The sequence below is a fragment of the Flavobacterium tegetincola DSM 22377 genome (genome assembly GCF_000425485.1).
GTDB classification, from domain to species: domain Bacteria; phylum Bacteroidota; class Bacteroidia; order Flavobacteriales; family Flavobacteriaceae; genus Flavobacterium; species Flavobacterium tegetincola.
Map to the genome: position 1 here is coordinate 1 of NZ_AUDN01000024.1, position 23,003 is coordinate 23,003.

General features: G+C 32.3%; 24 protein-coding genes. 13 read left to right on the forward strand and 11 right to left on the reverse strand.

What is annotated here, in order from left to right:
• Positions 1 to 151, forward strand: a 151-nt coding sequence (locus H602_RS18290; protein WP_035759077.1) for an IS3 family transposase, incomplete at its 5' end; no start/stop codon positions are given.
• Here H602_RS18290 and H602_RS0106685 read toward each other — a convergent pair.
• From H602_RS0106685 to H602_RS0106715, 7 genes are all read right to left on the reverse strand, one after another.
• A complete protein-coding gene (locus H602_RS0106685; RefSeq protein WP_157504947.1) occupies positions 132 to 584 on the reverse strand; it encodes a hypothetical protein in 453 nt (150 codons plus the stop codon). The genes H602_RS18290 and H602_RS0106685 overlap by 20 nt on opposite strands.
• A gap of 11 nt (positions 585 to 595) precedes the next feature.
• Positions 596 to 1,306: a 2,3-bisphosphoglycerate-dependent phosphoglycerate mutase gene (locus tag H602_RS0106690; RefSeq protein WP_026977324.1), complete on the reverse strand. Its 711-nt coding sequence runs from the start codon at positions 1,304 to 1,306 to the stop codon at positions 596 to 598.
• Positions 1,307 to 1,328: 22 nt separating this feature from the next.
• Entirely contained in the window at positions 1,329 to 2,147 is an 819-nt protein-coding gene (locus tag H602_RS0106695) for a DUF1269 domain-containing protein (protein WP_026977325.1), read from the reverse strand.
• Between the two features lie 461 nt (positions 2,148 to 2,608).
• Positions 2,609 to 2,995: a hypothetical protein gene (locus H602_RS0106700; RefSeq protein WP_026977326.1), complete on the reverse strand. Its 387-nt coding sequence runs from the start codon at positions 2,993 to 2,995 to the stop codon at positions 2,609 to 2,611.
• A 170-nt stretch (positions 2,996 to 3,165) separates the two neighbouring features.
• A complete protein-coding gene (locus H602_RS0106705) occupies positions 3,166 to 3,843 on the reverse strand; it encodes an ABC transporter ATP-binding protein (protein ID WP_026977327.1) in 678 nt (225 codons plus the stop codon).
• A gap of 1 nt (position 3,844) precedes the next feature.
• Positions 3,845 to 5,101 (reverse strand): ABC transporter permease, encoded by a 1,257-nt coding sequence (locus H602_RS0106710; protein WP_026977328.1) that lies wholly within the window; start codon positions 5,099 to 5,101, stop codon positions 3,845 to 3,847.
• Positions 5,098 to 6,189 (reverse strand): efflux RND transporter periplasmic adaptor subunit, encoded by a 1,092-nt coding sequence (locus H602_RS0106715; protein ID WP_026977329.1) that lies wholly within the window; start codon positions 6,187 to 6,189, stop codon positions 5,098 to 5,100. Before H602_RS0106715 ends, H602_RS0106710 begins: the two co-directional genes overlap by 4 nt.
• Positions 6,190 to 7,006: 817 nt before the next feature.
• On the opposite strand from H602_RS0106715, the gene H602_RS0106720 reads away from it, so the two are divergent.
• The 6 genes from H602_RS0106720 to H602_RS0106750 all read left to right on the forward strand — a co-directional run bounded on the left by H602_RS0106720 (position 7,007) and on the right by H602_RS0106750 (position 12,986).
• A complete protein-coding gene (locus H602_RS0106720) occupies positions 7,007 to 8,020 on the forward strand; it encodes a zinc-binding alcohol dehydrogenase family protein (RefSeq protein ID WP_026977330.1) in 1,014 nt (337 codons plus the stop codon).
• Between the two features lie 9 nt (positions 8,021 to 8,029).
• Entirely contained in the window at positions 8,030 to 8,512 is a 483-nt protein-coding gene (locus H602_RS0106725) for a cupin domain-containing protein (RefSeq protein ID WP_026977331.1), read from the forward strand.
• A gap of 121 nt (positions 8,513 to 8,633) precedes the next feature.
• Positions 8,634 to 8,924 (forward strand): putative quinol monooxygenase, encoded by a 291-nt coding sequence (locus H602_RS0106730; RefSeq protein WP_026977332.1) that lies wholly within the window; start codon positions 8,634 to 8,636, stop codon positions 8,922 to 8,924.
• A 411-nt stretch (positions 8,925 to 9,335) separates the two neighbouring features.
• Positions 9,336 to 10,091 carry a methylamine utilization protein MauJ gene (locus H602_RS0106735; RefSeq protein WP_026977333.1) on the forward strand — a complete coding sequence of 252 codons (756 nt, stop codon included), beginning with the start codon at positions 9,336 to 9,338 and terminating at the stop codon, positions 10,089 to 10,091.
• A 108-nt stretch (positions 10,092 to 10,199) separates the two neighbouring features.
• Positions 10,200 to 11,183: a hypothetical protein gene (locus H602_RS0106745; RefSeq protein ID WP_157504950.1), complete on the forward strand. Its 984-nt coding sequence runs from the start codon at positions 10,200 to 10,202 to the stop codon at positions 11,181 to 11,183.
• Positions 11,184 to 11,288: 105 nt separating this feature from the next.
• Positions 11,289 to 12,986: an ATP-dependent nuclease gene (locus H602_RS0106750; protein ID WP_026977336.1), complete on the forward strand. Its 1,698-nt coding sequence runs from the start codon at positions 11,289 to 11,291 to the stop codon at positions 12,984 to 12,986.
• Positions 12,987 to 13,182: 196 nt separating this feature from the next.
• Here the strand turns inward: H602_RS0106750 and H602_RS0106755 are convergent, their stop codons facing one another.
• Complete coding sequence (locus tag H602_RS0106755) at positions 13,183 to 13,779, reverse strand: NAD(P)H-dependent oxidoreductase (protein WP_026977337.1); 597 nt, start codon at positions 13,777 to 13,779, stop codon at positions 13,183 to 13,185.
• Positions 13,780 to 13,872: 93 nt separating this feature from the next.
• Here H602_RS0106755 and H602_RS0106760 point away from each other — a divergent pair, with 93 nt between their 5' ends.
• From H602_RS0106760 to H602_RS0106770, 3 genes are all read left to right on the forward strand, one after another.
• A complete protein-coding gene (locus H602_RS0106760) occupies positions 13,873 to 14,775 on the forward strand; it encodes a LysR family transcriptional regulator (protein ID WP_026977338.1) in 903 nt (300 codons plus the stop codon).
• A gap of 444 nt (positions 14,776 to 15,219) precedes the next feature.
• Complete coding sequence (locus H602_RS0106765) at positions 15,220 to 15,843, forward strand: AraC family transcriptional regulator (protein ID WP_342663483.1); 624 nt, start codon at positions 15,220 to 15,222, stop codon at positions 15,841 to 15,843.
• A 75-nt stretch (positions 15,844 to 15,918) separates the two neighbouring features.
• Positions 15,919 to 16,539 (forward strand): DUF417 family protein, encoded by a 621-nt coding sequence (locus H602_RS0106770; RefSeq protein WP_026977340.1) that lies wholly within the window; start codon positions 15,919 to 15,921, stop codon positions 16,537 to 16,539.
• A gap of 89 nt (positions 16,540 to 16,628) precedes the next feature.
• Here the strand turns inward: H602_RS0106770 and H602_RS0106775 are convergent, their stop codons facing one another.
• From H602_RS0106775 to H602_RS0106785, 3 genes are all read right to left on the reverse strand, one after another.
• Positions 16,629 to 17,126: a nuclear transport factor 2 family protein gene (locus tag H602_RS0106775; protein WP_026977341.1), complete on the reverse strand. Its 498-nt coding sequence runs from the start codon at positions 17,124 to 17,126 to the stop codon at positions 16,629 to 16,631.
• A 75-nt stretch (positions 17,127 to 17,201) separates the two neighbouring features.
• Complete coding sequence (locus H602_RS0106780) at positions 17,202 to 17,780, reverse strand: Crp/Fnr family transcriptional regulator (protein ID WP_035759079.1); 579 nt, start codon at positions 17,778 to 17,780, stop codon at positions 17,202 to 17,204.
• A gap of 100 nt (positions 17,781 to 17,880) precedes the next feature.
• Positions 17,881 to 18,264, reverse strand: a complete 384-nt coding sequence (locus tag H602_RS0106785) for a winged helix-turn-helix transcriptional regulator (RefSeq protein WP_035759080.1) — start codon at positions 18,262 to 18,264, stop codon at positions 17,881 to 17,883.
• Positions 18,265 to 18,874: 610 nt separating this feature from the next.
• Between H602_RS0106785 and H602_RS0106790 the strand changes: the two genes are divergently transcribed.
• The 3 genes from H602_RS0106790 (at position 18,875) to H602_RS0106800 (ending at position 22,972) form a co-directional block, all read left to right on the forward strand.
• Positions 18,875 to 20,608: a response regulator gene (locus H602_RS0106790; protein WP_084404217.1), complete on the forward strand. Its 1,734-nt coding sequence runs from the start codon at positions 18,875 to 18,877 to the stop codon at positions 20,606 to 20,608.
• Between the two features lie 821 nt (positions 20,609 to 21,429).
• On the forward strand, positions 21,430 to 22,083 hold the full coding sequence (nfsB, locus tag H602_RS0106795; protein WP_026977345.1) for an oxygen-insensitive NAD(P)H nitroreductase: 654 nt from the start codon (positions 21,430 to 21,432) through the stop codon (positions 22,081 to 22,083).
• A 22-nt stretch (positions 22,084 to 22,105) separates the two neighbouring features.
• Positions 22,106 to 22,972 carry a nuclear transport factor 2 family protein gene (locus H602_RS0106800; protein WP_169516024.1) on the forward strand — a complete coding sequence of 289 codons (867 nt, stop codon included), beginning with the start codon at positions 22,106 to 22,108 and terminating at the stop codon, positions 22,970 to 22,972.
• Positions 22,973 to 23,003 lie beyond the last annotated feature (31 nt).

Consider the following 23,003-nt stretch of genomic DNA (forward strand, 5'->3'; position numbering starts at 1 on the left):
GTATCATTTTTCTTCTTTTCAACAATTAAATGCGTGTCTAAAAGAATATATAAATTGGTACAATACAAAAAGACTACATTCTACTCTAGGTTATATTTCTCCGCTAGAAATGGAGATTAAATTAAGAAATTTTAATAATAAAGCGGCCTGAGTATATTTGTCTCATTTTTTGTAGTTATTCCAGATTGATTAATTTCATTAACATCCTCTTTGAATGCTATGCCTCTTTTTTCTAATTTCTCTTTTAACTCTGCATTCTTTTTTTCCAGCTCATCTAATTTTGCCGTCAATTTTACCTTTTCTGCTTTGTTTACTGTTGCTACTTTAGTTCTAAGTTCTTTAATCTGAGCTTCTGAACTTTCGATCGCCAATTTTGAGGTTGCTTCAAACTTTTTCCAGTCTGCCTCTACCGCTTCTTTGGTTTCTGTACCTGTATCTTTTGCTCCTTGTACTAAATCTTTGTTCAGTTCTGTTACATCCTCTTTTACGGCAGATGCATCATCTTTTGTTGTTTTTCCACAGCTTGTTAAAATAGTTCCTGCCATCAATGTTATCATGGTTAAGGACAAAAAATTTGTTTTCATAATTGGTTGTATTAAAGTTTAATTTTACTTTTTTCTTCTAGTTTGTATTTCTTTTTTAAAATCATATTAGTGTCAAACTCGTACACTTGCAGCACTCCTGTTGGCACAGTTACTTTAGGAATTTCTGAGGAGTTAATATTCTCAATATGCGCCATTAATCCTCTAATTGAATTTCCATGTGCAGCTACCAAAACGGTTTTTCCTTTAACCAATTCAGGTATAATAACCTCAAAAAAGTATTCCACTACTCGCACTTCCGTTTGTTCTAAGGATTCTGCTGCTGGTAAATTGCTACTGTTGACAGTATCATACAAATGATCAAATTTGGGGTGCCTTTCATCAGTAAGTTGCAAACTAGGCGGCGGAGTATCAAAGCCTCTTCGCACTTTTAAAAAAAGCTCTTCTCCAACTTCTCTTTTTACCTCGTCTTTATTTCTGCCTTGCCAAGCACCATAATTGCGCTCATTTAGTTTCCAACTTTTAATAAAATCTACATGCATCTTATCAGCATGTTCCAAAATGATTAGTCCTGTACGGATGGCTCTTTTCAGATAAGAGGAATAACAGATATCAATAGCAATATGGTGCTCTTTAATAATTTCACCCGCTATATTTGCTTCCTCTATTCCCTCTGGAGCAAGGTCTACATCTGTCCAGCCCGTAAATATGTTGGCTATATTCCACACACTTTTTCCGTGCCTTACCAGTATCAGTTTTCCCATTGTAGTTTAATTTATGATTTGCTTAATCTGTAATTTCTTCAACAAAATCTCCTAGCAACTGCCCCAATTTTTTTTGTTGCTTTTTCAACCTTGTTTTCAGTCTGTGTATTTTTGCTTTGGAATAGGCATCTTCAATAGCATTTTCATATCCTTCGAGACGGGATTGTAGTTTCTTAATTCTATCTTTTGTTTTATTTTTTATTTCTTTTAATACCGACTTCTTTTTGTTTTCGAACGCTGTGATCCTTGATTTCCTTTTTTCTTTTAAATCTGAAATCTTATCTTTAATTTTATCTTTTTCTTCGGCAGTTGCTTTTCTAAGTTTATTGCGTTGTAATTCAATTTTTTCTTCGATCTTTTCGATTTTCTCATCGATATAATCATCAAATTCGAGTCCGGCTTCACCTCTGATAATTTCTGAAGTAAAAGGTTTCAATGCGTCGTCAATAAATATAGAGCTTTCTTCACCAACCTCAGCAATAATTGCGATGGTTCCAATGTTCATTTTATTACTCACTTTCTGGATAAGGTCATCCTCAAAATCATGACGGCTAACATCCCATGCTGCACCTGCGACCGTACCTGTATACAATCCTACGACGAGTCCTATGGGCCCTGCTAATGCGCCAACTAAGCCACCAAGAGCCATCCCTGTTACTGTACGCCACCCTTCCCCTTGTTCTTTGTAAAATAAAATTTCGTAATGATTGTGTTCTATTTTACGAATCATCATGTGTTCATAGAGCGTGATATCTCCATACCCATCTAGTTCTTTAATTTTATGTAAAGCTGCTATTGCATTTTCTTCTTCAGTAAACGGAATCACTATTATATTTGCCATGCTTATTGTTTTAAAATGTTAGTTTTTTGTTTACTACTGATGAAAACCATGTTATAGAATTACTATTCAATCATTTAAAATGCCTTTTACAATTATCGAATACAACTCTTGACAAGTTTTCAAAGAACAAAATTAAGGCGTTATAAAAACGGTTGCACTGACCTAGATCAACCTCACAAAAAATAAAAAATTAATTTAATGCAGTATCTCGACAAAGAGGCTGCGTGAGGGATTGAAGTGGAAATCCCACAGCAAACTCCCGATTTTTTTTCGGGAGTGCAGCGAGGAATTGCAGCGTAAAGCCCGGCCCTTGTGGACACGCCCAAACAATTTTTATAATGTAACTGCAACTCTATTTCTAAAAGTACTGCTACAAAAAAAGGTTGGCTACCAAATTAAAATTAGTAGTCAACCTTTGTTTTTATTCTTCTTTTTCGAGAAACGAAATAGTATTTTTAGTATTACATGTACTTTTCAAGGAATCTAAAAAAGTCTTTTTTAAGCTCGGCGTAAATATGTCTTTGCGTTTCTATTTTGTCTCTAAAGGCCAAATGCTCTTTAGTAGATTGAATATCTAAAGCATTCTCACCCGTCATGCTTTGTCCAGCGATACGCTCCTCGTGTTTTTCGATAATTTCTTGTAGATCTTCGATTACACCACCGTGCAACACAAATTCGTTTTGATAATGTTCTAATTGAGCCAATACATCTTTGTCTGTCCAGCGAGTCACGAGTTCGCTCAATTTGTTATTGAAGAATACTAATTCGTCTTTCCAAAAGGCCAATTCCCCTTTCCATTGTTCGTGTTCAAAATGCATGTTGCTGTTGTATAAAACTTCATTTTTCATGATTTAGGATTTTAATGTTAGTACTAGTGTAGTAAATATTCATCAAAAGTATCTCAATCAGGCACTGTTTAAAATGACTTAGGTCAGCTAGCAGAATTTATTCATTAATTTAGCACTATAGATTTTAAAAATTAAAAAAAATGTAGAAACACTAGAATTAGATCTAATCTTTACGAAATTATTTTACCATCTTCCATAGTAATAATTCGATCCGTTTTATGGGCAAAATCGGGATCATGGGTAACAATTAGGATTGTTTGATTGAACTCGGTAGCTAATTTTTTGAAGATATCAAATACAACATCCCCGCTTTTTCGATCCAAGTTCCCCGTAGGTTCATCGCCCATGATAATCAAAGGATCGTTTATTAAGGCACGGGCAATGGCAACGCGCTGTTTTTCTCCACCGCTCAATTGATTGGGCATTTTCAAAGCATGCTGATCAATTTCCAGCGTTTTTAAATGCTTCAACGCTCTTTGCTCTAACTCTTTCTTAGAATACTTCCCTAGTTTTAACCCTGGAAGCATTACATTGTTGAGTACATTATATTCGGGTAATAAGTAGTGAAATTGAAATACAAAACCAATTTTCTCATTTCTGATTTTCGCTAAATTTTGATCTGATTGACCTGTGATTAGTTGATTATGAATGAATAATTGCCCTTCATAATCGGTATCCATGGTCGATAATAAATACAACAAAGTCGATTTACCGCAACCCGATTTCCCAACAATCGAAACAAACTCTCCTTGCTGTATCTTTAAATCGACATTTTTAATCACCTGAAATTTGCTGGGATTATAGAAATATTTAATTAAGCCTTTGGTTTCTAATATCGTTTCTTTCATCTTATTTTCCTCTAATAATTTCAACCGGATCTACTCTACTGGCTTTCATGGCTGGAAAAAAACCAGAGATGAGGGTTGTGAAAAGTGCAAATACAAGTCCGATAACATAGTAACTACCATTATAATCAATGGGATAAGTGGTTACCGAAGGGACTGATGGCGATGAAAAAGGAATCACATCAATTATACTCGAAAAGATAAAGCCAAAAATTAACCCAAATACACCTCCCGTAACACCAATAATTATAGAAAGGGATATAAAAATCCATTTTACATCACTGCCTGAGAATCCTGTTGCTTTGAGAATTGCAATGCTATCCATTTTTTCGTAAATCATCATATTCAAAATATTATAAATCCCAAAACCAGCCACGATCAATAAAACAATCCCAACTGCATACGAAATAATGCTTCGGACTGAACTTCCGGTTTCAAATTGCACATTTGCTGCTAAATAATCAATAGTATCGACATCATAAACGGTATGAAATTCGTGGGCAATAGCCACTGCATTTTCTTTTTTATACAAGTTAACTTGAATATCGGTGATATAATTTTTAGGCTGACCAACTATTTTTTGGGCTGTAGCCAAAGAAGTATAACTCGCCATATTATCGATATCGGCAATGCCAGTTTCAGAAATTCCGACAATTTTCAAAGAGGATAAAGTACCGTTGGAAGTAGAAACTTTGATTATATCCCCAACCGAAAGCAACATTTTGTCCGACAATCCCTTACCTATAATGATGCTATTATTCTGAAATAAATCTGATAATTTACCTTCTTTAATATAGTCGCTAATCTTAAAAAGAGTATTCTCTGCCAAAACATCGATTCCGTTCACCATACCCGAAATCTCAATAGTTCCCGAATTATATAAAACCGAAGCCGTTACCTTAGGTGCGACATCAATTATGCGTTTGTCTTGCTTCAAAGCACTAATAATCGACATGCTATTGTAGATCGATTTTCCTCTATCTTTTGGTTTTATCGAATGAATGAAAACAGTATTTCCTTTGTAATCTTTCGACAAAGACAAAGGTTGATTATCCGATGGTTTTACTTCATTAAACATTCGGATATGTGGCGTTCTATTGAGCATTAAGCCATCAAGTAAGCCATTCAAGCCGCTCATAAAACTGACTAAAGAAATAAACATAGCAATACTAAAAGTAACCCCAACTGCGGCAACAATAGTTTGTTTTAGTCTGGCTCTAAGCAAGTGAATAGCGATATCTAAAATTAGTTTGTAATTCACTTTTTGGGAGTATAAATAGTTTCTTCTTTTTTCAATCCTGCTACTATCTCTACTTTTTCGTAATCGCTCAATCCTATTTTTACTTTTCTTTTTTCATCCTCATTTACCAGTACATATTGGTTATCTACCAAATAACTTCTTGGAACAGTAATAGCGTTCTTCTTGGTTTTGATAACGATATTGCCTTCGGCCGTTAAGTTGGGATATAGTTTTTGAGGTGGATTTACAAAGTGCGCTTCGATTTTGAACGTACGGGAACGCTCGTCCATGATGGGATAAATTTTATCGACCGTAGCGTCAAAAGTTTGTCCTTTGTAACTGTCCATCGTTACCACCACTTTTTGACCAATAGTTACTCGAACCATATCATTTTCATCTACTTCTAATTCCAATAAAAACGAATCTGATTTACCAATAATGGCAAGCGGAGTCTGATTGGTCACCAAGCTTCCTTCTTTGACCAAAACATCAAATAAACGTCCTGTAAAAGCACTTTTTATACTGTAATCACTTTGCGAATTTTGCGAGTATTTCAGTCGGTTACTATTGCGGTTTTGATCGTTTTCTAATTGTGCTTTGAGTTGTGCCAATTGTTTTTTGGTACTTTCGTAATTGATTTTAGAACTTTTATAAGCCAGTTCGATTTTTTCAAAATCAACTTCAGAAATTACTTCGAGAGCCCTCAATTTTTTATTTCTATTCAAAATAGATTCGTCAAGAGTCAGTTTGTCTTTTGCAGCCTCCACCTTCATTTCTATTTCCGCAATTCGATCCTGAATATAGCGACTATTTTCTGTACTCAATTGGTATGTCAATTGCGCGTTTTGGGTATCAAGGTCGGCTTTTTTGCTTTCTATTTCGAATAATAACTGCCCTTGACTAATCGATTGTCCAGCGGTGACTTTTATAGTTTGTAGAATACCATTTACGGTAGAAAAAACGGTGTATTGATCGTCCGCCTTGATGACTCCCGATGCATAGACGCTTTCGGTTACGTCACTAACGGTGGGTTGTATTCCTTCTGCTTTTTTCGAACAAGAAAGCACCACAACCAAAATGGTAAAATAAGAGCAATATCTGAATTTCATTCTCATGTATTTAATAAAAATCAATAACTAATGATACTATAAATTTACCGCTTTTTTCGGTTTTTAAGGAGGCAACACTGATTTATATTTAAATAAGCAGCTCTGCCTCTTAAACTATCCCCAAATCATAATCCTACTTCTATTTGGAGAAAATAGTTTCTAGTTTACAAATTTAGTATTGTCATAGCTGCGTGCTTTATTTTAGGTACTAAAACATAAGCGGCGATGAATCAAGGCTAAAAAAAATGTAAAACTCCTAACTATAAACAGATCAACCAATCAAAAATACGATTAGCATAAATGATTAAATTTCAGGTAAAAAAGTAGTTAAAAAAATGAATAGTATCATTTTAAAAAAACTCCTGTTAGCCCAATTCCCATAGCCCAGATAGTAGCGGCATCCTTTTTATTTTTTGAAAAAAAATAAAAAGATATAGCGGATAGCTGGAATTAGCTCCTAATACTACACTATTTTAAACAAGCTTCGGATAAAAGTAGCCTGCTAGTAGCGTCCGGAAGTTTACAACTCCTTCTTGTACAATAAAAGTAAGATGCTGTACTATAGCACAACATAGAAATCCGGTTCTGCTTAAGGCATACCTGCTCCTTAATTTTAAAAAAAGTAATAACAAATCACTATAATGAATCACACCACTATACTTTTTATAGTAAAAAATTAACCTTATAATAACCTAACATACATCTAGTTAAATAAAATAGTCACTACTATACTTTATGACCGTTCTTGTGCGTTTTAATTACTATACTTACTTTTGTCACTATAAAAATGATAGTATAAAAAATCAAAAATAAAATTATGAAAGCAATTGGATATAAAGAAAATTTACCTGTAGATAATGTAAAATCACTACAAGATGTAACCGTAGAAACGCCTAAAGCAACTGGAAGAGATATTCTTGTCGAAATCAAAGCCATCTCTGTAAACCCAGCTGATTATAAAGTACGTGCCAATATGCCTGCCGATGGCGACAACTGGAAAATCATTGGTTGGGATGCAACCGGAATCGTGAAAAAAGTGGGTGAAAACGTGACTTTGTTCCAAGTTGGAGACGAAGTAATGTACGCAGGTGACATCACACGCCAAGGAAGTTATGCCGAATATCAAGTGGTAGACGAACGCATTGTAGGTAAAAAACCAGCTAGTTTGTCCTATGCAGAAGCTGCTGCTTTGCCATTGACCTCTCTTACTGCTTACGAAATGTTGTTTGACCGATTAGAAGTGGCTAAAGATGACGCCAACAAATCCATTTTGGTTATTGGTGCTGCTGGCGGTGTGGGATCTATTTTGGTTCAATTGGCTAAGAAATTGACTAAACTAAAAATTGTTGGAACCGCTTCACGCGAAGAAACCACAAATTGGTTGAAAGAATTAGGTGCAGATACCGTAATCAACCATCAAAATAAATTGAGCGAAGAATTCGAAAAATATAAGCTTGCCGCTCCAGATTATATTGTAAGCTTAAATGCTACTGAGCAACATGCTGAAGAGATTGTAAAAGTGATCAAACCACAAGGGAAATTTGGTTTCATTGATGATCCAAAATCGTTCAACATCATGCCATTCAAAGCAAAATCGGTTTCTACGCACTGGGAATTTATGTTTACGCGTTCGATGTTTCAAACCGAAGATATGATTGGTCAACACAATATCTTGAACGAAGTAGCCACTTTGATTGACAACGGAACCATTAAAACAACCTTAGGTGAGAATTTCGGAACCATCAACGCCGAAAACTTGCGTAAAGCCCATGCCTTCTTGGAAACAGGAAAAGCAAAAGGTAAAATTGTTCTAGAAGGTTTTAAAAACTAATAATAAATAATGAAATTAAAAATAGCGATCGCAACTGCGGTTTTGATAAGCGCATGTAGCGTTCAAAACACAGCGGCACAAGTAAACACCATAGATTCTGTTGCAACTTCAAAAGTGCAGCACTTCAATTTCGACAAAATGAAGTCAGAAACTATTGGTGACGGAATTCAGCGCAAGTGGTTTCATGGAGAAAAGGGCCAAATGACGCTTTTTAATCTCGAAAAAGGAGCTCATATTGCATGGCACAAACACCCAAACGAGCAAATCACCTACATCATGTCGGGTAAGGTTAAAATTAAAACGATCATCGATGGCAAAGAACAATTTGTAGAAGTTGGTGCTGGCGAAGTAATTGTTTTCCCCGAAAATGTACCGCATGAATTCTGGGCTTTGGAGCAAACCGTGGATCTAGATGTACATGTACCCGTGCGCGAAGATTGGCTTTCAAAAGAAGTTCCAGATTACTTGAACAAAGTAAAATCTAATAAATAGCGATAAAAATGCAGCAGATGGATTGGCTTTGCTATCCAAATTTAACGGAGAAGAGAACGTTAAATTAGGCAGTAAAGCCATCTGAAAGCTGTAATTTTGTTACCATAAAAATAGACAAATCATGAGTAAAATAACTGTTGTGGCTAAAATTGTAGCCAAAGAAGAAAATAGACAATTGGTTAAAACCGAATTACTAAAATTAGTTGCCAGTAGTGTTCAAGAAGCGGGTTGTATCAACTACAACTGCCTTCAAGACAATGACGACGCCAATACATTTACAATGTATGAGAACTGGAAAGATGCTGAGGCACTTACTTTGCATTCTGCAACGCCTCATTACGTAGCGTTCCAAACTGCGGCCAAAGATGCTATTGCCGAATTTGCAGTCAACAAAATGACTATGCTTGCATAACTAATACACCATTTAATTTGAAAATTGAGCTTTTGCGACCAATGTGAATACATGGTCCAAAAGCTCTTTTTTTTTGTTAGGTGAAATTTGATGATAGAAGTTTTTTTTTGGAGCTATTTCCAGCTATCCGTTCCCGCTTTTTTAATCTTGCCAAAAAAGGCAAGATTAAAAAGAGCTCCACTTCTATCTGGGCTAGGGATTTTGGGGTGCGAGGAATATTTTTTTAACATATGTTTGTTTTGCTCGTATAGACGTAATGATTTTCATTGTTTTATCTTACATTAGCGTAATGAATGAAGTATCGTAGGTGTGATACATATGCACCCATAATTGGGTGGCTTTGTATGGCTTTATGATACATATAAACGAGTTGGCAGTAATTTGACTAAACGTACCAAATAAAAAGAATCAATGCGAACATATAATGTAGAATTAACTGTATTTGGTAAAATAATCCCAACAAAGATTATTGATTTTAACACAGATAAAGAATTGGATGTCGGAAATGTATTCAGAAGTGATATCGTAATTAAACCCTACCAACAAGGAATTAAAATTTCTTCGACAGTATACACTTCTGACCCAGATAGAGCATATAAAGTTGCTTTGCTTTTCATTGGAAAGATGCTTGATGTTCTAGCTTTGAAAGTGAATACTTCTGTTTTTACATCCAATAATGATATTAGAAATTTTATTGACAAAAACGTAGTTCGTGCTATTATTGATGAAGCAGAGTTCAAACAATGTTTCGAAATCTCAAGAACATTGAATTTAGAACATACTGCTTTTTTAAGAGCTTTAAATTGGTATAGAAAAGGTCTATATACAGATGACCCATTTGATAAATTTCTTGCATTTTGGAACTCTATAAGTGTGGTCGCTGGAAAATACCACACACCAAATGACCGAACAAGAAGTGGGATAATAAATCAAATTTGGAACTGTTTTGAAACATTATGGGGAACTAATTCTACTATATGGCCAAATATTAATAATGACAGATGGATTAACGAGAACAATGAAATTAGAAATAATATAGCTCACGGACTAATTCCGGTAGAAATTGATTATGTAGAAGACGTTATAAGCAGACTTGAAAATGTCCAAAGTGTCGCATTCCAATTTTTAAAAGAATGGTCAGCTATAATATTACATCAAGAAATATAAAACTGTGCCAACAAGATTTGGCTAATATTAAAATATTTAAGAACTATCTATTTGATAGCATGTACGCCCAGGTGGGCATTCCCTTCAAAATTAAAAAACTGGAGGAAAGTGGGTTCGATTCCCAGCGTGAAAAGATTAAAGCAAATTTCTTTTCACGCTGGATTGGCCAAAATTCAATTAAAATATATGTCCTTATCAATCAAGCAACAAGATTTTATTAAACGTAAAGAGAATGCTCTAGCTGTTGAAAGGGCAATTAAATTAACTGAAACTGAAGTTAAAGAATTAATTAAAAAACAAGGTTTCATACCTGATTTAGCTGAAAAAGAAAATATTGAACAAATTATTGACCTCAAAACTAATATCTTATCTGGGTTGATTATTATATGGAGTGAAAGTTTGATTAAATGGTTATTATATGAGCATGGCGCCTTTGAAAATGAACAAATAAATAGTTTATTAGATAGAATAAATGCAGAGCAATGGATTGGAGCAATAACCTGTGCTTTTTGGAAAGCATTTTCAAATCAACCATATAATCCTAATTCCCCAACTCAAAGAAAACGAAATATTATCAATTTAAGTGTCATAAGTATAAAAGACAAAGAAAGGTTTATCAAGTTATATGATTTAATAGAAGAAAAATTAATTCCTTCTATTGTAATTCGTAATAAAATACAGCATGGAGAATGGAAATATTCATACAAGAAAAATGATGCGAATTACAATATCGAATTTGATCCTTTTATTAGCCAAAATGTTAGAAAAGAAAATGTATTAACTCTTAAATTAAAACGAAAACAACTTAAAGCTATTTACCAAATTATTTATGATTTAGCAGTCTTTAAAAATTCTGGTAATTTTAAAATTGACAATACGAAAACACCATTCCTTTTTTATTTTAATAAACGGTATAAACAAATATTAGCCAATCAGGTTGAATTAGACCAAGCAGATTATAATATTTATAAATCAAAATTAATTGAAAGTACGATAAGAGGAGAACATTGGAAAAAGAAGAATCGTTTTCACAAGTACCTTAAGAAACTGAAAAGAAAATTAAAAACTACTTCCAACACCATATATAATTAATGGCTGGTTTTAGCTCGGTTACGAAAATCTTTGCAGATTTTCTATTCGGTTTTTAATTGCTAAATTAGGTGCTTAAACACGTTACTAGATATTTTACTACAAATTATGAGAATTAAGAAAATTAAAGCGATAAATTATAGAAGTTTAGAAGATGTTGAAATAGAATTCAACCCATATTACAATGCCCTTTCTGGGAAAAATAATTGTGGTAAGTCTAATATAATTAAAACGATTTTATCCTTTTTAACATACGATATGAGAATGTTTGCTTCATTTAGAAATGGACCAATAAACTATGCTTCTGACTTTCCTTATTGGAAAACAAAAGATAAAGCAAAAGAGTCAATACAAATTGAAATAAGTATTGAATTAAATAGAGAAAATGATGCTGGAATCTTTAAGTTTATTAAAGAATTAATTTTAAAAGAAGATGAGATTTCTGAAAATGAGAATGAAACTCTTCATATTAAAGCTGAACATAAACACGATAATAGTAATACAATTATTGATATTTATTTTGGCGATGTGAAAATTATAGATGAATATAAAAGAGAAGAATTACTAAATCGTTTAAGAAGTTCTGAAAGTATAATTTTTCATAATTCAACTGAAAATGAACCATTCCTATTTTCTCAAAGAAAAAGAGATTCATTGTCCTCTTACCTGACTACTGAAGATTTAGAAACTATTACAAATAAAAAGCAACAGTTAGAATCGACGGTAAAAAAATCTCTAAAAAAACATCAAACAGAGTTCAGTTCACTGTTGGGTAGATTGACTGAAAAATATGATGTTTCTTTAGGTATACCAAACCTAAATATAGACAGAGAAAGTATCGAAATATCTTTAAAAGAAAAAGGAATTGAAGTTTCGCTTGAAGATTGGGGTTCAGGAACTAAAAACAGAACTCTTATTTTATTAAATTTAATGAATGCTAAACGTATTCAAGAGAGCACAAATTTGAATAAAAAACTAACACCTATAGTTATTATTGAAGAGCCTGAAAGTTTTCTACATCCATCTGCGCAAGCAGAGTTTGGAAGAATTTTACAAGATTTAGCACTTGAATTTAAAATACAAATAATTGTTGCAACACATAGTCCCTATTTATTAAGTCACAAAGAATCAAAAGCTAATTTACTACTTGAAAGGGATTTATCAAATAAAGATAAAGGTTCAAAGTTAGTTAATACAGAAGGAGAAAATTGGTACGAACCTTTTGCTTTAGCTTTAGGTATTTCAGGGGATGATTTTGGTCCTTTAAAATCTACTATATTTAGTGAAAAAAGCGATATTATTTTAGTTGAAGGAACTTCAGATAAAGAATATTTTGAATTATTAAAAAATGCAAAGCACGGAAAAAATAAGTTAAACTTTGATGGTGAAATTTTTCCTTATGGCGGAGCAGGGAATATAAAAAACAACATATTATTAAGATTTATAAAGGAGAGATTTAAAAGATTTGTAGTAACAGTAGATATGGATAAATATTCTGAAACTAAAAAAACTTTTGAATCTTTAGGTTTAACTGAAAATAAAGAATATTTAATAATTGGAAAAAATGAAACTGGAAAGAAATCAATAGAAGGTTTAATCCCTGATGCAATATTTACAAAAGTCTATTCGGAAAATGTCGATTTAGTTCGACAATCTATGGAAAATTCAGAGCAAGGAAAAGATGCGAGGTCACTATTTAAAACTAAAGTATTAGAGGCATTTAAAGTTGAAGAACAAAATAATAATTTAACAATTTTTGAAAACTTCTACCCTCTAGTCCAAAAAATAAATAAAATTTTTAAATAAAAAAATATTTGGCAACCGCTAAGGTTTCTGCTCCGCAAAGTTTAATTCCCAATTCAATTTTCAAAGCACAATTTCATCGTGAACAATTACAAAATCGAGCGAAGTCAATAATCAATACTAGATTTCGGCTTCGCTCGATTGCATACTAAAAGTTGTTTTATAGATCTAAAAATCAACTTTTAGAAAGTCATCCTAATTACATCTTCAAAGTAATTTTGTTTAAAAAGCCACTGTAATTTTCTAATTCAAGAGGTACATCTGCATTTTTTTCCATATCGTGAAAATGGTGTGTACCTATCAATTCCATACCTGTAAAAGCATTCATTCTGTGAAACCCAAACATAACCCCTTCATCAACACTTTTTTGATCAAAAAACTCATTTTCTAAGGTAAAAGCTGCTTTGGGTGCGTTCCAACTAGTGGTGAGTATGTATTTTTTTCCGTGCATCAATCCACCAGTTCCGTAGTTGATATCTGGATTTGTTCTGCTTCTTCCGTCGCTTTTATAAATTCCATTTTGATGCCCTTCGGTAAAAACTTCATCGATATATTTTTTGAAACCAAATGGAATCTGAAACCACCAGATAGGGGTGTGGTAAATAACGATATCTGCCCATTTAAATTTTTCTACTTCTTCCTTTGCATCATAATCGTCACCAACCTGAGTAGATTTTACAGCAAAATTCTCATTTGAATCAAAGTAACCAACTGTATTATTGAAAAGTGTTTCGTTAAATCGACCTCCAGAATGTGCAAATGGATGACCTCCATTTATTATAAATATATTTTTCATCTTTCTTTGTTTAATTATGGGACAAAATTAAGTTGCTTTTTTGTATTGTGAAAATAATACAAATCATACCTTTTTATTATAATAGTAATAGTTATGGTCAATTTAGAATGGTACAGAACGTTTAAAGAAGTATATGAAAACGGCACTTTAACTAAAGCGTCAATTGCTTTATATTCCTCTCAACCTGGTGTTAGCGTGCACTTGAATGCCTTAGAAGCCTATGTTGGGAAAAAATTATTTGAACGCACGTCGAGAAAAATGATTCCTACAGAGGATGGAAAATTTTTATACGAATACATTATAGAATCGCTGAACAAGCTGGAAATTGCCGAACAGCATTTTAAAAGAACAACGCAAGAAACAAATCCTTCTATAAATATTGGTATGTGTTCTGAGATGTTCCAACTCATTATTGAACCCGAAATTCCGAAGTTGGATTTTGACTTAGTGGCACGATTTGGTGCTCATACCGATTTAATAAAAGACTTGAATAATGGCATTTTAGATTTAGTGATTACGCCCAGAAAACAAAATGATAAAAAATCGCCGGTGGAGTATGTCCCTTTTTCGAAAGAAAGAATTATTCTCATTGCAGGAAATAAAACGGATACGACCGAGATAAAAAAGCAGATCGAAGCTAATAATTTGAATGCCTTAGAAGCGGAATTATTGAAAAAGAGTTGGTATAGTTCCTCCAACGAAATGGAGCATTTTAGACGTTTTTGGTTTGAGAATTTCAATAAAAAACCTTCTTTTAAACCCAACTATATTTTGCCTAATATCACTTCTATCATTCGATGTTTATCTAATGAGAACGGATTGGCATTAGTGCCTGATTTTCTATGTCAAAAGGAGATTTCGAGTAAAGAGATCATTGTAGTTTGGGAAGGAAAAGTAAAAACCGAAAACACGTTGTATTTTGCCTTAAGAACAGATTTGAAATACAAGAAAGAACTAGCGGTGCTTCGAAATATATTTACAGCAAAGATGAAGTAAACATAATGTACCTGCTTATCCAAAAAATAAAACAGAGAACGATATTATAGTATATATAAGAACCAACGGAAAAATTAAAGCGGAATAAAGCCAGTTGCCAACAAACTATATAAAAAATAGCAGTTAAGAGCTAACCAAAAGTTTGGTTCTTTTCTGCTATCTTTGTTTTAATCCGAAAAGTGGAACACATAAATCTGCTACTTTTCATATACAAGAACGTTTGCGTTGCCAATAATTAAAAAAAATCGAAATTTGTTTTCAATACGATCTATAGAAGCAAAATATTTTATTAAAAATTATAATGTTCCCTTGTATTCCATTATTTTATTGGATGATGAGTCTGATTTTTCGGTTAATTTTGTAAAATATAAAACGAAACGAAAGTCTATTTTATTCCTTTCTCCTTATCAAAATTTAAAATGGTTCAGTGCTACTTCTTCAAAAGTGAAATTACTACAATTTCACGGAGATTTTTATTGTATTGAGTATCATAAAAAAGATGTTGCCTGTAATGGATTGTTATTTAATAATATTTATTTGCAACCCTACATTTCACTCCATAAAAATAAATTTCAAGAAATATCCCAACTAATCGATAAAATGGAAAAAGAAGTGGGAGCCAATAAGAAGTTTTCAGAATCTGTTATAAAATCTTACTTACAGCTCATATTAGCTATTTGTAGTAGTGAAAAAGATGATCAACTTGGCAACAGAATCACACAGCCAACTAATGAAAATGAGCTGCTACTGTTTCAAAGTTTGTTAGAATTGCATTTTCATACAGAACGTAATTCTTCATTCTATGCCAATGAATTAAATATGTCCCTTTCTTCATTTAGTAAAAAAATAAAATTTCAAGTTGGAAAAACACCAACGCAACTCATACAAGAGCGCGTTATTTTAGAAGCGAAGAAATTATTGCACCTCACTTTTAAAACTGTAAAAGAAGTTTCAATTGAGCTAAATTTTGATGACGAATTTTATTTTAGTAGATATTTTAAAAAAGAAGTTGGATTATCTCCCACTCATTTTCGTGAGAAAGTAGGGATTTCTATAGTGGCAAAATAGTCCATTGTTCATCCGCTTTAATCCATTCTTTAGCTTATTCATAATGTATAATTTTGTTCTCAAAAAAATTTAATTATGAACATCTTACTTAATTTACTAATAAACAGTCAAACCAACTTTATCAATTTCATTCGTATTGCCATTTTTATAGTGATGGTTTGGATTGGTGGTCTAAAAGCGTATCAATACGAAGCAGATGGAATAGTTCCTTTTGTAACCAATAGCCCCTTAATGAGCTTCTTTTATGAAAACAGTAACAAAACAGCCATCAATGAAGAAGGAAAAACCGTTAAAGAATACATGCTACACAAAAACCCAGAAGGTAAAATGGTAGAGAAAAATATAGAATGGCATAAATCAAATAATACATATGCCTTCTCTTATGGGTTAGGAAGTGCAATTGTTATTATAGGATTTTTGACACTTTTGGGAATTTGGTTTCCAAAAATCGGTCTTTGGGGTGGATTGTTGACCTTTGGAATGTCTATTGTTACTTTAACTTTCCTCATAAGCACTCCAGAAGTATATGTTCCAAATTTAGGAGGCGATATGCCAACACCTCAATTTGGATTTCCTTTTCTATCTGGAGCTGGAAGATTGGTTTTAAAAGACATTATTATGATGGCAGCTGGATTAATAATTGCATCTGACTGTGCAAAGAAGATAAAAACTACTGATAATACGGTGTACAATTAATCACCTGTTTATCTTATACTTACGGAATTCTTTGTGTTTTTTTGCAATTCAAAAATTTGCCTATTAATTAAGGTTTTACTTTTCAAAAACTATGCTTTTATGATCTGTTCAGCTTTCAGTTGATAGTCTAGATATAAAGTTTTGTTCATTTCGAACATATCAATAAAGCCACCAACTTCGATCATTTTTAGTAAGCTAAGATTGCATTTTTGAATACGTGGAAACGCTTCGCCATTGTCAATACAAGTAATTTCATAATGACCTTTTGCGTGTAAAACGATAGTACCATCTTGAACGTGCTGATAGATGTAGTTAAAACTTAATGAGGCAGTCGTATCATCAATGAGGGTAACAGCCATTTCAAACGGTCGGTGCGAATGTCCCCATTCTTTATTCAATTCGTTAAAGCTGTTTTCAAATGCTGCCACTCCTTCTAGGTTTCCACTAGGACTCAACCATTCAAAACCATCTTTATAAAGTAGTTCATTTACCAAAGAGAAATCGGTATTCTTGCTTTCATACAATGAAAAGAAACGGTGCATCATTGCTTTGACTCTATAAATTCGCTGTTGCTCTAAAGCTTCCATATGTTTTTGTATTAAATTATATTCGCAAAGGAACCGTTTTTTTAAGTTAACGGACTTGTCATTTGGCAATTAATACTAAATGCTGGCAATTGATTTTCGAATTCTACTCAAAGAGAAGGGTGTTATTCCTAAAAAGGAAGCCACATGATTTAAAGGCACTCTTTGTAAGATGGACGGATAGGTTTTCAAAAATTTTAAGTAAGAATCCTTGGCATCAAGATTAAGTAAGCTTCTTTGAAAATTGATTTTATTTACTAATGTTTCATTCACTATTTTTTGAAAAGAATTCTCCCATTCTGGTATTTCGGCACAAAATAAATCCCAAGAGGCTCTCGAAAACTGAATAACTTCGCAATTTGTTTCTGCTTGTATCGAGCCCGAACTTACAGAAAATTCGAAAAAGCTGGTGATATTAGAAACAAAATCGTCCTCTTTCATAAAATACGACGTTATTTCATTTCCCTTATGATCCATAAAACAAAAACGAAAAACGCCACTTATTAAAAATGCCATTTGATCGCATTTATCACCACTTTCAATAAAAAAATCCGAAGCTTTATAGTGCTGTACTTCGGTATGATTAAGTATCAATGCTGTGTTTTCATCAGATAACTTGATGTAGTTACTCAGATGTTGGATTAGGTCATTTGTCATAATAATTATTTAGGAAGCATGAGATGGTATGCAACCCTAAATATATTATTTTTTGTTTAGAATAGTTAGGCAAGTGCCTATTTAAACGCTTCCTAGATCGTTATTCTTCAAAAATAAATTCGCCTTTGGTTTCAGCAGCCATAAGTCCCCATTCTACAATTGAATTTAAAATTGGAGATAACGTTAAACCAAATTCCGTTAAGGTATATTCTACTCGCAAAGGTGGTTTTTTGGTGAATACTTTTCTAACTACAAAACCGTCTTCTTCCAGTTGTTTGAGTTGCAAACTCAAGGTACGCTCTGTGATTCCTGGAATTTCTTTGCGTAGTTCATTGTAGCGCTTGGTACCACTAATCAAGTGGGTCAGGATTACACTCTTCCATTTTCCGCCTATCAATTCCATGGCAGCACTTGTGGGGCACCAAGATATTTTGTCGTTGATCTTTATTTTTGGTTTTTTTTCGAAAAGTTCTTTTCTGTCCATAACATTATTTTTATATACATTATAAAGTGCAAAGATATAGCACTAATTATTAGTGTGCAACTATATTTTTTATAGTTAATTTTAATTATTTAAACTATTGAAATATAGTTAATTGAGAAATTGTTTTATACTATACTTCATGACCGTTATTGTGTACATTGTAAACTACACCTACTTTTTTAACTGTAGAAATGACAGTATAAATAATCAGCTAAATTTAAAAATATGATTTTAAGTGAATTTCGAAAAATTAATTAACCCGTAAAAGAATTTGCTGCTAATATAAAATCTCAGAGGATGACATACAAAGTGTTCAATTTTAAAAAGTTACCATTTCATAAACTAAACTCAATGAAGTAGTATTCTTTGGTATGTCTTAATTTTATTTAGGACAGAATGGGTTAAAACTATATGTTTTTTGAAATAATATTTCATTAGTATTTTATTTTCCACTATTTTATCTAAATTTAGATTCGAATTTAAATTGCTTCAATAAAACTATTAAAACTAGTGTTATTTAATAGTTTTTTTAAAGTCTTATCGACATCAACGTAAATTTAAAAAAGAAATACTAACCCATTCACATCATCTACATCTTAAATATTTTTAAATGAACAGTACTCTCTCTTCTAAAAATGCTAAAAACATGTACAAGTTTAGTAAAATAAATAAATTTAGTTTTATTTTTTTTGCGATCCAATTTCTAATTGTAACCACATTTCTTTTTTACTATAAACTATCTTATTCTGCTTGGGGTAGCTTACCCACAATCGTCTTATTTTTATACTTTTCAACTTCAAAAAGACTTAGTTTTAATCAAAAAACGATAGTATCCGTTTTTTTTGTATTGGTATATTATACTTTTTCTTTTTTATTGTACGGAAAATCATTTAGCGTTATTGTCTTACTTTATTTAATGCCTATTATTTTACTTATCATAATTCGGCATTATAAATTACTACTATTTTTATGCCTCTTTATAGTGGCAATTGTATCCATTATATTGTATTATGATTTCTTTGGATTTGACTATGGAAACGCAAAATATTTTGAAAATAATTTTACCACTCTATTTTTTTATTTTATTGTATTAATGATGATGATCTTTATGATTGTTTTACTTACCGCAAAAACAAACATAGTAAAATACGTTATAGATGACTTAAAAGCTAAAAATCTTGAATTAGAAGAATCTCGAATTGAACTGAAGAAATTACAAATCAATAAGGAATCCTTTTTTGCAATAATGAGTCATGAAATAAGGACTCCATTAAACGCAATTAAAGGAATTTCGGACATCCTTAAAAACAATATACAAAGCGAGGAAGATCAGAATCTCTTGGAACTTATGGATTATTCGTCTAATCATCTATTAGCTTTAGTAAATAACATATTAGATTTTACCAAACTAAACGACGGTGTTTTTTCATTACAATATTCAGAGTTTAATTTAAGTATTGCCTTAAATTCGTTATTCAAAATGAATGAAAGACTCGCATTAGAAAAGGGCTTAACATTTGAAATTCAAACTGCAAACAACATTCCTAATTTTGTTTATGGAGATAAAAACAGAATCAACCAAATTGTTTTGAATCTTTTAAATAATGCCATCGTATACACCAAAAAAGGATCGGTAAAAATGCTCGTAGATGGAAATTACGATCCAGATAACAAGAATAAATTCGAACTTCAAATTACCATTTCTGATACCGGAAAGGGAATTGATAAAGAACTAGGCGAAAAACTTTTTCAAAAATATGCCACTTCCAATACTTCCGAAAACAGTGTGGGACTAGGATTAACGATTTCCAAAGGATTAATTGATCTGATGAAGGGAAGTATTAAATTTGATTCTAAACCAAATCAAGGAACAACTTTTTACATTACAATCCCGTTACCTGTAATAGAAAACAACGCCACGAATTTAGCAAAAGACGAACATAGTCTTCAAGAAACAGCAATACATATTCTTTTGGTTGATGATAATAAAATCAACTTGGTAGTTCTAGAAAAACAGTTAAAAAACAAATTAAAGAATTGCCATTTTGCCACTGCTAAGAATGGATTAGAAGCATTAAATTTAATTAAAGAAAACCAATATGATATGGTATTAATGGATGTCATTATGCCTGTTATGGATGGTATAACCGCTACAGGTCATGTTCGAAAGCTGGAAGACGAAAACAAAAAAAACATACCAATCATAGCATTAACAGCAAATGTGGGAGAAAAAGAATTATCGGAATGTTTGGATGCTGGTATGAATGATTTTGTAATAAAACCCTTTGAAATAAATGCATTATTAAAAACAATATTGAATCAATACACACCTAAACCAGTCTAAATAAAAAATCAAAATTATTACTCGTTTCGCCTCGATTACTTCATGATTAGGGTGCCTAGCATTTAGACAAAAGTGAATTAATCAATTTCTTTAATTAAAAAAAATGATGGGGTTTATCTATTTTTTTTTAATTTTTGGCGGTTTACTACGCGATTGATTTGTAAAAATCTTTTACTATACTACTTTTTATTACTATACGAATTTGATGGGACAATGCGGTAGCTGAAAGGTTCATTAAATCATTAAAAACTGAATCAATTTTCGACAATAAGCTGCTATCTAAAAGACAAATGAAATTTTACGTTTTTGAATGCATTGAAATTTGATGTAAACAAAACAGAAGACATTCAGTATTAGAATATATGATTCTAGAGGAATTTAGCAATCAAGCATATAATTACTAAAATGTCACTTGATTTAAACTCCACTTTCTATTTTCATATTCAGTAGCGCTTGGCTCCCATAATCAAGTGATCCATAATCAAACTCTTCCACTTCCCTCCTATCAGTTCCGTAGCGGCACTCGTGTAACACTAACGCTCTTTTGTCGTTGATCTTTATTTTTGATTTTTTTCGAAAAGTTCTTTTCTGTTTATAGCATCATTTACATATATATTATCAATTACAAAGATATAGCACTAATAATTAGTGTGCGACTATATTTTTTATAGTTAATTATTATTTTATAAATAATTGAAATATAACGAATTATGAAAATATTTTATACTATACATCATGACCGTTATTGCATACATTATAAACTATATATACTTTTGTCGCTATAAAATTGATAGTATAAAAAATCAGCGAAATATAAAAATATGAATTTAAGAGAACTATTAAACAACCGTTATTCAGTAAAAGAATTTGATGCTACTAAGAAGATCTCAGAAGCAGATTTCCAACAAGTAAAAGATGTATTGCGTTTAAGTCCGTCGAGTATCAACTTACAACCTTGGCATTTTCTTATTGCAGATACTTCAGAAGGTAAACAACGTATTGCAAAAGGTACTGAGGTTTCTTTTCCGTTCAACACACCTAAAATTGTAGACGCCTCACATGTAATCGTATATGCTGCTCGAACCAATGCAGACGAAGCCTATTTGACTAGTATTTTAGAACAAGAAGATGAAGATGGTCGTTTTGCGGCACAACAATTCAAAGATCAAGTACAAGGCGGTCGTAAGTTGTTTGTAGACCTTCATAAATACGATCTTAAAGATTTACAACATTGGATGGAAAAACAAGTGTATCTAAATATGGGGTCACTTTTATTAGGTGTAGCTGCTTTAGGTATTGATGCTTGCCCAATGGAAGGTATAGATTTAAAAGCATTAGATGTAGAGTTTGGCTTACGCGAAAAAGGCTATACAGCGCTTGCAGTGGTGTCTTTAGGGTATAGAAAAGAAACTGATTTCAATTCAAAATTGCCAAAATCGAGATTTCCAGAAGAGACTATTATTACAAAATTATAATCATCAAACAAAACAATTAAAAATGAAAAAGATACTATTAAGTGCAACGGTAATTTTGGCAATAGGTTTTACATCCTGTAATAGTCAAAAAATAAATTCAAACATTAAAAAAGAAGAAAAAATGGAAATTTCAAATAAAGATAAAGTAATTGCACTTTTAAAAAGCATAGAAACTGCTGCTCAAGAACCAGCAGGTTACATTAACCCTGATAAATACATTCAACATAATCTTGGAGTTGCAGACGGACTAGCTGGATTTGGGGCTTTATTACAACAAGTTCCACCGAACTCTGCGAAAGTAAACACAATTAGAGCTTTTGAAGATGGCGCCTTAGTTTTTACTCAAACGGATTACAACTTTTTCGGACCAAAAATTGGTTTCGATATTTTCAGATTTGAAAATGGTAAAATAGTTGAACATTGGGACAATTTACAAGAAACACCAGCAAATCCAAATCCGAGTGGTAACACGATGATTAATGGGACTACTGTAATAAAGGATATTGACAAAACAGTCGAAAACAAAAACCTGGTGACCACTTTCGTAAATGATATTTTAGTAAACGGTAAAATGGGAAAACTGACTGGATATTTCGATGGAGACAATTACATTCAGCACAATCCAAAAATTGCGAATGGACTTTCAGGACTTGGAAAAGCGTTGGAAAATATGGCTTCACAAGGAATTACTATGAAATATAACAAAGTGCATAAAGTTTTGGGCGAAGGTAATTTTGTATTGACGGTTAGTGAAGGATCATTTGCTAATAAACCGACTTCGTTTTACGACTTGTTCCGAGTTGAGAATGGCAAAATAGCGGAACATTGGGATGTGATGGAAACTATAGCACCAAAAGCAGAATGGAAAAATGAAAACGGAAAATTTTAATCGATGAGCGACGAAGTAAATTGCCCATCTT

Coding starts and splice junctions, on each gene's coding strand:
- H602_RS0106800 (WP_169516024.1), top strand. CDS start 22,106: ATGAAAAAGATACTATTAAGTGCAACGGTAATTTTGGCAATAGGTTTT.
- H602_RS0106730 (WP_026977332.1), top strand. CDS start 8,634: ATGAGTAAAATAACTGTTGTGGCTAAAATTGTAGCCAAAGAAGAAAAT.
- H602_RS0106690 (WP_026977324.1), bottom strand. CDS start 1,306: ATGGGAAAACTGATACTGGTAAGGCACGGAAAAAGTGTGTGGAATATA.
- H602_RS0106705 (WP_026977327.1), bottom strand. CDS start 3,843: ATGAAAGAAACGATATTAGAAACCAAAGGCTTAATTAAATATTTCTAT.
- H602_RS0106700 (WP_026977326.1), bottom strand. CDS start 2,995: ATGAAAAATGAAGTTTTATACAACAGCAACATGCATTTTGAACACGAA.
- H602_RS0106735 (WP_026977333.1), top strand. CDS start 9,336: ATGCGAACATATAATGTAGAATTAACTGTATTTGGTAAAATAATCCCA.
- H602_RS0106685 (WP_157504947.1), bottom strand. CDS start 584: ATGAAAACAAATTTTTTGTCCTTAACCATGATAACATTGATGGCAGGA.
- H602_RS0106760 (WP_026977338.1), top strand. CDS start 13,873: ATGGTCAATTTAGAATGGTACAGAACGTTTAAAGAAGTATATGAAAAC.
- H602_RS0106790 (WP_084404217.1), top strand. CDS start 18,875: ATGAACAGTACTCTCTCTTCTAAAAATGCTAAAAACATGTACAAGTTT.
- H602_RS0106770 (WP_026977340.1), top strand. CDS start 15,919: ATGAACATCTTACTTAATTTACTAATAAACAGTCAAACCAACTTTATC.
- H602_RS0106715 (WP_026977329.1), bottom strand. CDS start 6,189: ATGAAATTCAGATATTGCTCTTATTTTACCATTTTGGTTGTGGTGCTT.
- H602_RS0106780 (WP_035759079.1), bottom strand. CDS start 17,780: ATGACAAATGACCTAATCCAACATCTGAGTAACTACATCAAGTTATCT.
- H602_RS0106775 (WP_026977341.1), bottom strand. CDS start 17,126: ATGGAAGCTTTAGAGCAACAGCGAATTTATAGAGTCAAAGCAATGATG.
- H602_RS0106750 (WP_026977336.1), top strand. CDS start 11,289: ATGAGAATTAAGAAAATTAAAGCGATAAATTATAGAAGTTTAGAAGAT.
- H602_RS0106720 (WP_026977330.1), top strand. CDS start 7,007: ATGAAAGCAATTGGATATAAAGAAAATTTACCTGTAGATAATGTAAAA.
- H602_RS0106725 (WP_026977331.1), top strand. CDS start 8,030: ATGAAATTAAAAATAGCGATCGCAACTGCGGTTTTGATAAGCGCATGT.
- H602_RS0106785 (WP_035759080.1), bottom strand. CDS start 18,264: ATGGACAGAAAAGAACTTTTCGAAAAAAAACCAAAAATAAAGATCAAC.
- H602_RS0106695 (WP_026977325.1), bottom strand. CDS start 2,147: ATGGCAAATATAATAGTGATTCCGTTTACTGAAGAAGAAAATGCAATA.
- H602_RS0106755 (WP_026977337.1), bottom strand. CDS start 13,779: ATGAAAAATATATTTATAATAAATGGAGGTCATCCATTTGCACATTCT.
- nfsB (WP_026977345.1), top strand. CDS start 21,430: ATGAATTTAAGAGAACTATTAAACAACCGTTATTCAGTAAAAGAATTT.